Source organism: Paenibacillus eucommiae, from assembly GCF_017874215.1.
Lineage (GTDB): Bacteria > Bacillota > Bacilli > Paenibacillales > NBRC-103111 > Paenibacillus_AI > Paenibacillus_AI eucommiae.
The window spans coordinates 131,472-145,278 of sequence record NZ_JAGGLB010000005.1 but is presented as its reverse complement, the minus strand read 5'-3'; the positions used below and the strand labels follow the sequence as shown (position 1 = coordinate 145,278).

At 50.0% G+C, this 13,807-nt stretch carries 6 protein-coding genes; 4 read left to right on the top strand and 2 right to left on the bottom strand.

The features are described from left to right. Positions 1 to 4 precede the first annotated feature (4 nt). Entirely contained in the window at positions 5 to 565 is a 561-nt protein-coding gene (locus J2Z66_RS10090) for a glycerol-3-phosphate responsive antiterminator (RefSeq protein ID WP_209971265.1), read from the bottom strand. A 599-nt stretch (positions 566 to 1,164) separates the two neighbouring features. Here J2Z66_RS10090 and J2Z66_RS10085 point away from each other — a divergent pair. From J2Z66_RS10085 to J2Z66_RS10075, 3 genes are all read left to right on the top strand, one after another. Beyond that, positions 1,165 to 1,698: a hypothetical protein gene (locus J2Z66_RS10085; RefSeq protein ID WP_209971264.1), complete on the top strand. Its 534-nt coding sequence runs from the start codon at positions 1,165 to 1,167 to the stop codon at positions 1,696 to 1,698. Between the two features lie 61 nt (positions 1,699 to 1,759). Further along, on the top strand, positions 1,760 to 2,269 hold the full coding sequence (locus J2Z66_RS10080) for a hypothetical protein (protein WP_209971263.1): 510 nt from the start codon (positions 1,760 to 1,762) through the stop codon (positions 2,267 to 2,269). Positions 2,270 to 2,452: 183 nt separating this feature from the next. Beyond that, positions 2,453 to 2,743, top strand: a complete 291-nt coding sequence (locus tag J2Z66_RS10075) for a hypothetical protein (protein ID WP_209971262.1) — start codon at positions 2,453 to 2,455, stop codon at positions 2,741 to 2,743. 50 nt (positions 2,744 to 2,793) lie between these two features. Here J2Z66_RS10075 and J2Z66_RS10070 read toward each other — a convergent pair whose 3' ends face one another. Then, the gene (locus J2Z66_RS10070; protein ID WP_245375427.1) at positions 2,794 to 5,445 is read right to left on the bottom strand and encodes a calcium-translocating P-type ATPase, PMCA-type; all 2,652 of its coding nucleotides are present in this window, start codon (positions 5,443 to 5,445) and stop codon (positions 2,794 to 2,796) included. A gap of 382 nt (positions 5,446 to 5,827) precedes the next feature. On the opposite strand from J2Z66_RS10070, the gene J2Z66_RS10065 reads away from it, so the two are divergent. Continuing rightward, positions 5,828 to 13,789 carry a SpvB/TcaC N-terminal domain-containing protein gene (locus J2Z66_RS10065; protein WP_209971261.1) on the top strand — a complete coding sequence of 2,654 codons (7,962 nt, stop codon included), beginning with the start codon at positions 5,828 to 5,830 and terminating at the stop codon, positions 13,787 to 13,789. Positions 13,790 to 13,807: the final 18 nt, after the last annotated feature.

Here is a 13,807-nt window from a genome sequence, read left to right as displayed (position 1 = left end):
GCTGCTATTTGTCTGAATAATGCTTCCACAAATCCTGATGCGAAGTCGTGACAGCGGCAGCGCCTGCCTGCAGCGCATTCTCGACATCACTGATCGAGCGGATCAGGCCACCAGCAAAAATAGGTATGCCCGTCCGCTCCCCGACCTCTTTAATAATATGCGGCATGACGCCTGGCAGTACCTCTATATAGTCTGGCTGCGTGCGTTCCAGCAGCGTATAGCTCTTCTCAAGCGCGCTTGAATCAAGCAGGAACAGCCTCTGAATAGCCAGCAAGCCGTTTTGCTTCGTCTTCGCAATAACAACAGACCGCGTTGAAATCAATCCCTCTGGACGAACATGCTGGCATATATATTCCGCTGCATATTCATCATTCTTGAGTCCTTCCACCAGATCGACGTGCAGCAAAATTTTCTTGCCGTTCGCCCGGGCCAAATCAACAATATTTTTCAGCTGACCAATATGGCTGTCCAGAAGAACAATATAAGAGAATGGCGAGTCCAGCAGCTTCTCCAAATCTTTCATTTTGCGAATAGCTGGCAGAATGCTTTGATGATGAAAAGACATAGGCGCAGGCTCCCTTCCCGGAAAAAGAAGTAGAAAATAAAAAACACATAAACCGCTTCATCCTTCGATAAGCAATTTATGTGAATCTCCCATTCTCCATCACGAATATTAACTTGCTTCTATTGTAATTCGAGAACCTGCAGAGTGTCAACATGGGTTGTCTGTCATCCGAATTTTTCATTTATTATGTAACTTTTCCAATATTAGTAACGTCTAAAGACTAATCTATGTATTGGGCATCAGACATCTGGAATAGGCAGCTTAAACATTCAAGTAAGGGGACAAGGGGCGCGCAAATCATCGTTACGGACATCAGGGATCTTATTTGCCATAATTCCCCCTATTTTAAGAAGCTTACGGACATCAGATTCTCTATTTGGATAAAAAGGAGCCCATTTAATCCCAGCCAAGGCTAATAAGGTACCTCATGTCCGTAAGATCCAAAAAGAACCTTAAAACTAACAGATAACGCATCTCATGTCCGTAAGCTGCTTTTGATTTGCTTTGTCCCCGTCTACACTAGTCTCTTCCGTATTCTAATTCTATTCTTTGATGCCGGATATCTATGTTAAATAAATAAGTGAGGCGTGATTAAACAAATGATAAAAAAATGGTTTGCCTTCGGAATTGCAACTTTTGTATTAACGGGTGCTTTCTCAATTTCAACTGCCCTTGCTGCGTCAACACCTAGAGTTATCAAACAATTTGACCCTGTTACGATTCCCTTTGAACAAAAGCAAAAAAAAGAAATCGTGGATCGCCTTTATAAATCATGGGCAAAAGGGATTGATACCATTAAAAAGTTCCAAGGTGACGAGTTTAAGGAAAATGAGTGGAAGCTTGTTTATGGGTTTGATATTGATTTCCATTTTACTAATAATCTTTCTACTACAGAGGCACAGTCCTTCTTTATGGCACTTGACGAGGCAAAAAAGGCATATAAAAAAGGTGACTTTCAATATGGCATTTTATTAAATAAGGATCTCAACTCTGCAAAAATCATTTGGGAACGCACTGATGGCAGTATCCACGTTGCTGAACTATCCAAAGCAAGTGAAGAAAATCAAAACCAAAACACCAGTAGTCCCAACACTCCTGTTTGGTCGCTTCAATTCCAAAAGGATTTTCAATAATTAATTTATTCTAATAAATAAAAGCGCTTGTTGCATATGAGGCTTAAATAGGAGCGATCTTATGGATCAAATACTTCACGAAAAGTTCATACAATTAAACTTGCCACTGATTTATTCTTTAGACCAAGTTGATAAAATACTGCGACAAAAATATGGCGCTGTTAAATGCCAGAAAGACTTACTTGGAAATATAAAAGCTGATCCGAACATAAATTATGATGACATAGCTGCATGTTACATGATAATGGACGAAACAGTGTTAAGTCATTTATTTACTGAGGTTGAAAAGGCTAGTCATAAGGAACTTTCAGAGAACCAGACTTCACTCTTACCTGAAGAAAATGAAGTTAATGCTTCGTTATGGAGGAAAATTCAACAGGGAAAACTGATAATAATCATTTTAGAAAGTAAAAACAAGGAAAACATTAGTTCTTTTACACTTCAAGGACTTAACGAAAAATTGTTTCATGAGTTATTAGTTTTAAATGGGATCGCTCCACAAGATTGCGTACCAAAAAATCCGAAATACGGTCAGTATTTGAATAGTCTTCAACAAACAGGGTATCTGTAAATTTTGAACATGATTGTCCCGTAAGTTAATAAAAAAAGCCCACCATATCAAATGAAAACAAAAATGCACCGAAGCGAAATGGTAAAATGGACGCACCACTACAACCATCAAACCGATACGCGAGGTGCATTTTCATGGAGTTGCAGTTAGAACTACTACCCCAAAGAAAGATGTGATGCCGATATGAAGTTTAAAATAAAAATAGGAATCTTTTTGTTGGTTATGCTAAGTTGTACTTTGTTTTATTATTTTTTTATAACATCAAGCACAGTAGCAATTGTTACTTTAGAGAAAAAAGTTACTATGAATGATCAAAATTTTATTAAAGTGCACAAGGATAATAAAGAAGTTACCATTCGAACTCCCGATATTGTGTGGCCTTTTTTAGAAGAAGGAAAGGACTATTTTATAAGTTATCATTATAATTTAATTAGAAAACCCTTTTTAGTAAAAATAAATGAAAGTAAGAACTAGAGTTAAAATGCTTAGGCTACTCAGTTTCACATAAGGATTAGCCATAAAGATTAGGCATTCGTTGAAGATGCATTCTCCTTTTTGCTCCCCAGACGTCCAACCAGCTTGATCACTTCGTTTATCGCGAGTGGAATTAAGGCCAGGACAATAACTAGTCCCCAGTCGTTGAGCCCAAGATTATGCACCTTGAACGCTTCGGCAAGCACAGGAATTGTAATCACCGCAAACTGCAGAGCCAAGCCGAGAATGACAGCACCTATTAACAATTTGTTGGAAAATAACCCGACCTGAAAAATAGATTTGGTCATACTTCTCATCGATAAAGAGTAAAACAGCTGCGATGCCGCAAGCACCACAAAAGCCATCGTTCTCGCATACGTCATGGCCTCTTCCGAAATACCGGCTGAGCCCAGGCTATAACCGTGCTCACGCAGTCCGATATAGAAGGCCGCCAAAGTTAATCCCCCTATCAGCGTCCCGCCAAGAATGGCTCGCACACCTGCTCCTTGCGCAAAGAAGCTCTCCTTCGGGTCCCGCGGCTTCCTTTTCATCACATCATCCTCGCCAGGATCAACGCCAAGTGCAATGGCAGGCAGCGTATCGGTCACCAGATTAACCCAGAGAATTTGCGTGGCAAGCAGCGGCACGGGCCAGAAAAACACGATCGACGCAAGGATCGCAATAACCTCCCCGAGGTTGCAGGACAGCAGGAATATAACCGCCTTCCTGATATTCGAATAAATATTTCTGCCCTCCCGAATCGCATGCACAATGGTCGAGAAATTATCGTCCGTTAATATAACGTCACTTGCACCCTTGGACACATCCGTGCCTGTAATCCCCATAGCAACCCCGACATCGGCATTTTTCAGGGAAGGTGCATCATTCACTCCGTCGCCCGTCATGGAAACCGTATGTCCGGCTGCTTTGAAGGCTTTGACAATCCTTACTTTATGTTCGGGGGAAACGCGGGCAAATACCCTGATATCTTTAATTTTTTGTGAAAAAGCTTCATCAGATAATTGATCTATTTCTGCTCCTGTCATACTCTGTTCAATAGAATCGGCGATTCCAAGCTCTTTGGCAATGGCTGCAGCCGTGTTCTTGTGATCCCCAGTAATCATCACGGAAGTAATGCCAGCCATGGTTGCTTCCTGTATTGCGTCCTTCACTTCAAGCCTTGGTGGATCAATCATTCCTACGAAACCAAGAAACGTAAGATCCTGCTCCATTTCACCAGGAGGGATGAGACGATCTGTATCCTTATAAGCTGCTCCAAGTATTCGTAAAGCGCTATCCGACATTTCTTCGGCAATCTGCAGATATTGCTGCTTCAGTTCATCCGTCAGGGGGACGATCTTTCCCTCCACAATAACAGATGTTGAAATTTGCACAAGCTGGTCAATTGCACCCTTTGTATGTACCCGATAACCGGTTTCGGTTTCATTTAACGTAGACATCAGCTTGCGGTCCGAATCAAATGGTTTCTCGGAAGCCCGCTGGTGCTCTGCATCCAAGGATTTCTTCGTCAGCTTATACTGTTCTCCGAATACAAGTAAAGCGACTTCCGTAGGATCTCCTGTACTGCTATCATTCTCGTCGAGGGTAGCATCTGAGCATAACACGAATGCTTTGATAAGCTCGACAGGAGGTTCATCCTGGAGTTTATTCGATGTGTAGTGCTTCACGACTGTCATTTTATTTTGCGTAAGCGTCCCTGTTTTGTCTGAACAAATGATATTGACTGAGCCTAAGGCTTCGACTGCAGGAAGCTTTTTCACAATCGCGTTAATCTTGGACATTCTTGCAACACCAAGTGCTAATACGATGGCCACAATGGCAGGAAGGCCTTCCGGAATGGCCGCTACTGCCAAGCTGATGGACGTTAGGAACAGCTCGAAAAGATCTCTTTGCTGAAACAGGCCAATGATAAAAATAAGCACACAAATGCCTATCGCCGCATATCCCAGTATTTTCCCAAGCTCCTCCAGCCGTTTTTGCAGCGGGGTCTTCTCATTGAGATCTTCATCCAGGATCTTGGCTATTTTCCCCATTTCCGTTTCCATAGCCGTAGCGACTACAACACCCTCACCTCTTCCATAGGTAGCAAGGGTTGACATAAAAGCCATATTGGATAGATCTCCTATAGGCGTACCTGGATCTTTATAAAGATCCTCAGCTGCCTTATTCGAAGGCACGGATTCACCTGTTAATGCCGATTCCTCGATCTGCAGATTCGCACTTTCTATCAGCCGCAGATCTGCAGGGATGTATCTGCCTGCATCTATCAGGACGATATCACCAGGAACAATGTCTCCTGAATGAATTTCTTTCACTTCTCCATCACGTCTAACGATAGATTTAGGCGTCGTCATTTGCTGCAGCGCTTCGATGGCTTTCTCAGCTTTGTTCTCCTGGATCAGACCAATTACCGCATTAAGCACAACGACGATAAGGATGATGATCGCATCTACATATTCTCCAACAGCAAATGTGACAACCGCCGCACCAAGCAGCACATAGATGAGCATATCCTTTAGCTGTTCGAAAAAGAGGGAAATCAAGCTTTTCTTCGGTTTGCCCTTCAATCTGTTAGGGCCGTATCGCTCTAGTCTGGACTGCACTTCTTCTGTTTTTAAACCCACCGCAGGATCGACCTGCAGCTCTTGTAGAGCCTCATTTTGAGTTTTAGAAAACCACATCCAAATCACCTCTTACATGGATTATAACAAACAGAGCTTGGAAGAGTAAGCGTTAAATGAGCGGCAGCATTTTTGGTTTATGTATTTTATTGGGAATTAATATACATTTAAAAGAATGTCGAAGTAGCGGCGTATACAGACAACACTCCATAGCATTATAGTCCCAAATATTACTGTTAATACTGATCTAGATTGCATATTCGTTCACAGCATCTATGTCCTAAGGCGCATATTTTGTGCTTAAAGAACGAGTTATAAATACAACTTAGGAACCTATTTTTTTCCAAATATCGAGTGTTACAATATGCCTAATCTGGTAAATCCATTTATACAGGCAGCTTATGTTTCTCACTCAGACCAGAGCAGATGGGAGAGACAGCTATTGACTGATCTTAACAAACCAGCAAGCAGCCTAACGAAGCAGCACGCCTTTGCCTCCCCAACCCTCTCTCTTCCTAAAGGAGGTGGAGCCATCAGGGGTATTGCAGAGAAATTTGCCGTTAATCCGGCAACAGGTACCGCCTCCATGACTGTCCCTCTTCCCGTTAGCCCCGGCCGCGGCGGTTTTGGCCCCGAGCTTGCGCTATCTTACGATTCCGGATCTGGCAATGGACCCTTCGGCTTCGGATGGAGCCTGTCTTTACCTGCGATAACACGCAAGACGGATGGCGGCCTGCCTGAATACCGCGATGACGAGAATTCGGATGTCTATATGTTATCAGGTTCAGATAACCTGGTGCCTGTAAATAAACCGGAAGGCGGGATCTATGAAGATACGGTCTCCTCGCCGGATTACTTGATACACCGCTACCGCCCCCGAACAGAAGGATTATTTTCCCGCATTGAACGATGGACCCGCAAAACGACAGGGGATATCCATTGGCGCTCTATTACCCACAGCAATGTAACGACCCTCTATGGCAAGAATACAAACAACCGCATCGCTGATCCCAACGATCCAACACGCATTTTCACATGGCTTATCGAAGAAAGCCGGGACGATACAGGCAACGCCATCGTATATGAATACGTTTCCGAGGATGATGCCCATGTTGACCGGACGGCAGTCAATGAACGCAATCGGACCTACACAGCCAACCGGTACTTAAAAAGAATTAAATACGGAAACCTTACGTCGCATCTCATTCAGTCCGATCTGACTCAGACGCTGTGGATGTTCGAGGCGGTTTTTGACTATGGTGACGGGCACTTTGAGGAATTTGACGTTGATGCTGCCCAGCCGGAGGCCGATAAGCTTCAATATGCTTATGCTGCGGTCAATCCAGGCAGTAAGTGGACCGTGCGGCCGGACCCGTTCTCCTCCTATCGCGCAGGATTTGAAGTACGGACGATCCGCCGCTGCCATCGGATGCTTATGTTCCACCATTTCGCCGAGCTGGGCGATGAGCCTTGCCTCGTTCAATCGATGGCATTCGAATATGCAGACCTTGATTATTCACAGCCAGTCGCCATTGAAGATGAACTCGCTCATAAAGGCAGCACCCGTGTTGCCTCATTCATAAGCAGCGTTGTCCAATCCGGCTTCGTTCGCGATCATACCCGGCCGCTAATAGCACGGGGCGGAGTCAACTATGCGGCTTATATCATGAAATCAGTTCCGCCTGTGGAATTCGAATATAGTAAAGCAGCCATTCAGAGCGAGATTAGGGAAATAGATTCGGACAGTCTGGACAACCTGCCAGATGGGCTGGGAGCCACGAATGTGCAGTGGATCGATCTGGATGGCGAAGGAGTATCGGGCATTCTGACCGAATGTGCCGGCGCGTATTATTACAAGCCGAATTGGGGAAAAGGACGATTCGGGCCTCAGGAGGTTCTAGCCGCCCAACCTTCTTTGGCCAACTTCGGCCAGCGAAGCCAGCAGCTCCTTGATCTTGCTGGCGACGGACGCTTGGATCTGGTTATTCGGGACGAGGAGGCGCCCGGATTCTATGAGCGGACGGAAGACCGCGGCTGGGATTCCTTCAAGTCCTTCAAGCAAATCCCCCGCATTCCATGGGACGAGCCCAATCTGCGGTTCATCGATTTGAACGGAGACGGACGTGCCGATGTGCTGATTACAGAACAGGAAGTGTTCACCTGGTATCCTTCGCTTGGCGAGGAAGGATATGGCCCGGATCAAAGGGTGCATCAGCTGCAGGATGAAGAGTTGGGGCCCCGGCTGGTGATAGCTGACGGCATGCAGTCGATATATCTGGCGGACATGAGTGGAGATGGCCTTACCGATCTTGTGCGTATTCGCAATGGCGAGATTTGCTATTGGCCCAATAAGGGTTATGGACGATTCGGTGCCAAGGTTGAGATGGATAATGCGCCTTGGCTGGATATATCGGACCAGTTCAATCAGCAGCGTGTGCGTCTCGCCGATATTGATGGATCAGGGGCCGTTGATCTTATTTACCTGGGAGCGGCCGGCGCACGGCTCTATTTCAATCTGTCCGGAAATCTTTGGAGCGACGCGTATCATCTGCCCGCATTTCCTGCTGCTGATAACTTGGCAGCAGTCATGACCGCGGATTTACTTGGCAATGGCACCGCTTGCCTGGTCTGGTCTTCTCCTTTGCCGGGAGATAGCCAGCGGCCGCTGCGGTACATTGATTTAATGGGCGGGCAAAAGCCACATCTGTTAATCGGAGCCAGCAATAACCTCGGTGCAGAGTCCCGCTTCCATTATACGTCCTCTACAACCTTCTATCTTGCGGACAAGCTAGCAGGGAAACCTTGGATAACGAGAATTCCTTTTCCCGTCCATGTGATTGAGAAGGTGGAGACTATAGATCGAATTAGCGGGAATCGATTCGTTAACCAATATGCGTACCATCACGGCTACTACGATGGAGAAGAGCGTGAATTCAGAGGCTTTGGCCTGGTCGAGCAGTGGGACACGGAAGCTTTCTCCACACTTGATGCCGGGGGTAGGATACCTGCTGCTGCCAATTGGAATGAGAGCTCCCATGTTCCGCCCATTCTGACCCGCACCTGGTATCATACGGGTGCTTATATGGAGCGTGGCCGTATCTCAGACTACTATGCCGGTCAGCTCAATGATCGGGATGCTGGTGAATATTATCGGGAACCCGGCTTGGATGATGCCGCTGCAGGCCGGCTGCTGCTCCCTGACCACCTGCTTCCTGCCGGGCTGAGCATAGAAGAGGAGCGTGAAGCATGCCGCGCGCTGAAAGGCTCCATGCTCCGCCAGGAAGTATACGCTCTTGACGGAACAGATAAAGAGCCGCACCCTTACACGGTTACTGAGCATAGTTACGCTGTCCGGCTCCTGCAGTCCAAGACCAGTCATCGCAATGCGGTTTTTTTCACTCATGCCCGCGAAGCTGTGAACTATCATTACGAAAGAAATCCAGCCGATCCGCGAATCGCTCATGAGCTGACGCTAGAGGTTGATGATTTCGGTAATATCGTGCATTCGGCTGCAATTGGCTATGGCCGCCGCAAGCCCGATCCATCTCTGGAGCTGCGTGATCAGAGGAAGCAGAGTGAGCTGCACATCACCTGTATGGAGAACCAATTCACCAATGCCGTCGACGAGCAATCGGATTATCGCACCCGACTGCCTTGCGAGTCCCGCAGCTATGAATTAACCGGGCTTACGCTTGCAGCAGGCAGCAGCCTCTTCAGCTTCGATATCGTGAAGAACGCCGCAGCTGCTGCATCAGCCATTGCTTATGAGAAAGCTCCCACCCTTGGCCTGCTGGAGAAAAGATTGCTTGAGCACGTACATACACTCTATCGCAGCAATGATATGACTGAAGCATTACCTCCAGGGCAGTTGCAGTCACTTGCCCTTCCTTTTACAAGCTATAAGCTTGCATTCACGCCTGGTCTGCTAGCCGCTGTATACGATGGACGTGCCACAGCTGCCATGATGAAGGATGAAGCAAGATATGTGCAGTTCAATCATGACGGCAATTGGTGGATTCCTTCCGGAACGATCCTGTATTCGCCAGATGCGGACGACACACCGCTGCAGGAGTATGCGTACGCCAGAGCACACTTCTTCCTTCCACTCCGTTACCGCAATCCCTTCCATACGGATGCGGCCAGTACGGAGACAAGCGTCCATTACGATAAATACGATCTGCTTGTGCAAGAAACGAAAGATGCCCTGGGCAATCGCACGACGATCGGCGAACGCAGCATGGATCCGGAACAACCACTTATTCGCGATGGACACGATTATCGTCTGCTCCAGGCTGCACTTGTTATGGATTCCAACCGAAACTGTTCGGCTGTTGCCTGTGATGCTCTTGGCATGGTTGTCGGCACTGCAGTCGCAGGCAAGCCAGAAGACTTGCCGAGACGCGGCGATTCGCTTGAAGCTTTCATACCGGATCTGACCGACAGCAGTGTGGCTGCTCTGCTTCAGGATCCTGCATCCAATATGCACAAGCTGCTTGGACGAGCCACATCACGCAGAGTATATGATCTGTTCGCCTATTATCGCACGAGAGACGACTCTATTCCGATGCCTGCTTATGCAGCTACCTTGACCCGCGAAACACATGATGCCGATCTCGCTTCCGGACAGGAAACGAAGATTCAGCTTGGTATTGCTTATTCCGACGGCTTCGGCCGGGAAATTCAGCGCAAAATCCAGGCTGAAGCCGGCCCTGTACCACTACGAGACCCAGTGAGCGGACTCATCGTCATGAAAAATGGCCATCCGGAGCTGACTCCGGCGAGCATCAGCCCGCGCTGGGTCGGCAGCGGATGGACGATCTTCAACAACAAGGGCAAGCCTGTTCGCCAGTTTGAGCCTTTTTTCACGGATACCCACCACTACGAGCTTGATGTTAGTATCGGTGTCAGCCCGATCCTTTTCTACGATTGCGCCCAGCGTGTAGTCGCAGCGCTGCATCCGAATCATACGTGGGAGAAAATAGTGTCTGATGCCTGGAGGCAGGAGTCATGGAACGTTGCCGACACCGTGCTGGCAGCCAATCCGGCAGATGATGCGGATGCAGGCAGCTACTTCCAACGATTGCCAGACTCGTATTATTTGCCGTCCTGGCTGGAGCAGCGCTCGGGAGGTGCGCTTGGTCCGAAGGAGCAAGAAGCCGCTCTCAAGGCCGTTGTTGCAGCCGAAACACCTACGGTTGCCCATCTGGACTCCTTGGGGCGAACATTCCTTACTGTTACCCATAACAAGTTCAAGCTCAGCACTTCCACTGTGTCTGATCCACCGACTGAGCAATACTACAGCAGCCGGGTCGTTTACGATATAGAAGGGAATCAACGTGAAATTCACGATGCCTTGGACCGTATTGTCATGCGCTGCGATTACGATATGCTGGGCAGCCGGATTCACCTGGCCAGCATGGAGGCTGGCGAGCGGTGGACGTTGAACGATATTGCCGGCCAGCCGTTTCGTTCCTGGGACAGCCGCGGGTGCGAACTACGTACCATCTATGATACGCTGCGGCGACCGGCAGGATCCTATATGTGGGAAGACAACGGTCCTGAATTATTGGTAGAACGAACGGTCTATGGCGAAAGCCAGCCTGATCCGGAGGCCGCCAACCTGCGGGGAAGGGCCGTTCAAAGCTACGATCAGGCAGGAGTCGCGACCAATGTGATTTTCGATTTTAAGGGCAACCTGCTGCAGAGCGAACTAACATTAGCCAGAGAATATAAAACAACGCTCGATTGGTCTACAGCAGTCCCCTTAGAGCAGAAATCCTTCACTACCGCAAATAGCTTTGATGCCATGAACCGCCCGGTCGAGCTCATTGCGCCGGATGGCAGCAGGATCCGCCCCTTTTATAATGAGGCTAATTTGCTGGATCGGGTTGAAGCAAGCTTGCGCGGTGCTGCAGCCGTCACTACCTTCATTACCGGAATCGACTATGATGCCAAAGGTCAGCGAGCACGTCTTGATTACGGTACGGATGACGGTGCCGGCATCTCTACCTTTTATACGTACAATCCGGACACGTTCCAGCTCACGAATCTGAGAACCGTCCGCCATGCAGCGGGGTTCACCGGAACAGACAGCCCCGGACAGGTGCAGAATCTGCATTACAGCTACGATCCGGCTGGCAATATTACCCGCATACGCGACGATTCGCAGCAGACCGTCTTCTTTCGCAACCGCCGGGTAGAGCCAAGCACGGGTTATACCTACGACGCCATCAATCGCCTGATTGAAGCCTCGGGCCGTGAACATCTGGGGCAAAATGCCGGCCAACCAGGCCAGTCAAGCCCGCCGCCCCCTGATCACCTGGACAGCTTCCGAAGCCGCCAGGAGCAGCCCGGCGACGGCCATGCAATGGGGCTGTATACCGAGCAGTACGTCTATGACGCAGCCGGCAACATCTTGGCTGTGCAGCATCGCGGCAGTGACCCTGTTCTTCCCGGTTGGACGCGTTCTTACACCTATAATGAGGCTAGTCAATTGGAGCCGGGGAAAATGAATAACCGGCTGAGCGCAACTGGGGTTGGACCTGGCATTGGAGCAACCGCCGAACCCTACCGGTATGACGGAAAAGCGGGATTACACGGCAGTATAACCGCCATGCCGCATCTGCAGCTAATGCTGTGGGATTACCGGGACCAGCTGTTGGCATCATCGCAGCAAGCTGCCGGAAACGGGGCTGTGCCAGAAACGACCTGGTACGTCTATGACGCCAAGGGCCAGCGTGTACGTAAGGTGACCGAGCGGCAAGCCGCCGCCGGACAGCAGCCGACCCGCAAGTCAGAGCGGATCTATCTGGCCGGGTTTGAACTGTACCGTGAGTACGCCGGAGACGGAACAACGGTGAAGCTGGAGCGCGAGACGCTGCACATTATGGACGACTCAGAAAGGATTGCGGTAGTGGAGACCCGTACCATAGGCAATGACGGATCACCCGGGCAATTGATTCGCTATCAGCTTGGCAATCACCTGGGCTCGGCCAGCCTGGAGCTTGGCAGAGACGCCCAAATACTCTCCTATGAAGAGTATTATCCCTATGGCAGCACCTCCTACCAGGGGGCTGGCCGTGCAGCGGAAGCACCCAAGCGCTATCGTTATTCGGGCAAGGAGCGGGACGAGGAAAGCGGCTTGTATTACTACGGTGCGCGATATTATGTGCCGTGGCTCGGCAGGTGGCTGAGCTGCGATCCAGGCGGTCTGATGGATGGGCCAAACCTGTATGTATTTGTCCGGAACAACCCGATTGTCCATATCGATCCAAACGGAATGTGGACATGGAAGCAGGCTGCTATTGTAGCTGCCGTGGTGACGGTCGCCGTCGTCGTAACGGTTGCTACTGCCGGCGCTGGCGCTATAGCGGTCAGTGCGGCTGCCGCTGCAGTTGGCGGTACAGCCGCCGGAGCTACCGGGGCTGCGGCTGTTACCTTTGCCGGAACGGTTGCCGTTGGCGCGGCTGCCGGTGCGCTTAGCGGCGGCGCCGCAGACTTGACGGCGCAAGCACTGACGAGGGAGCCCGGTCAGGACATTGACTTGAGGCGTGCTGGCGCAGCAGCCGCTGGAGGAGGCGCTGCTGGCGGCGCCTTAAGTATTATTCCGGGCGCATCCGCCGCCCGGGCTGTAGGCCAGGCCGTGCGAACCGGCCGAACCGCCGCACAGGCGGTTGCAGCAGCACGCACGGCTACTGCAGCGACTGGCAGCCTGGGCGGTCAGGTTGCCCGCGGCGCGGGAAAAGGTATCGTCGCCGGTGCTGCAGGCGGCGCCGTACAGGAGTCAACCCGCCAGGTCGCAAGCGGAGAAGTGGAAGCAAACGGCGGCCTGAACATGGACGAGGTCGGGGCCGCCACGCTTACGGGTGCTGCTTTCGGTGGAGGCGGGGCCGTCGTGGGCACGCTCGGTCGTGCCGCTGTGCGCAACGTCCGCGTTCGTCTTAGTGCGCGGGCAGCAGCACGCGATGGCAAAGGACCTGCTGCCGCTGCCGTGCACGAGCCTGCTTCCGACCAGGTGCTTACAGGTACTAATGCGGCACCCGGCAGAGAGATGCACCCTCTACTAGAGCAAAGAATGCGAGAATTTGGCGAACTGCCTTCCCAAACTCATCCGAACTACTATGGCCGTCCCGGTCAACAGCATGCCGAGATGAACGCGCTTAGCGATGCGCTTTATGCAAGGGAAGCAGCACTTGGGCGTTCCGTTACTGCCGATGATCTCAGCGATTTGCTGTTGCATGTACAGCAGCGCTCGGGTAGAGCAGCCGGAAGCGCGATGCCACGGTGCTCGCGATGCAGCTATTCGACCAATGGCGTCGACAGGACGTCTCAGCTGGCAAATGGAGAACAGGAGCAATTCAAGACCATTATGAGCGGAGGATGGCCGGACGACCGTCCGTTCTGACGCGTGGCACTCAGCAAG

What these genes read in the sequence shown, in the direction of transcription:
- J2Z66_RS10090 (WP_209971265.1), bottom strand. Translation starts at nt 565, where the DNA reads ATGTCTTTTCATCATCAAAGCATTCTGCCAGCTATTCGCAAAATGAAA.
- J2Z66_RS10085 (WP_209971264.1), top strand. Translation starts at nt 1,165, where the DNA reads ATGATAAAAAAATGGTTTGCCTTCGGAATTGCAACTTTTGTATTAACG.
- J2Z66_RS10080 (WP_209971263.1), top strand. Translation starts at nt 1,760, where the DNA reads ATGGATCAAATACTTCACGAAAAGTTCATACAATTAAACTTGCCACTG.
- J2Z66_RS10075 (WP_209971262.1), top strand. Translation starts at nt 2,453, where the DNA reads ATGAAGTTTAAAATAAAAATAGGAATCTTTTTGTTGGTTATGCTAAGT.
- J2Z66_RS10070 (WP_245375427.1), bottom strand. Translation starts at nt 5,445, where the DNA reads ATGTGGTTTTCTAAAACTCAAAATGAGGCTCTACAAGAGCTGCAGGTC.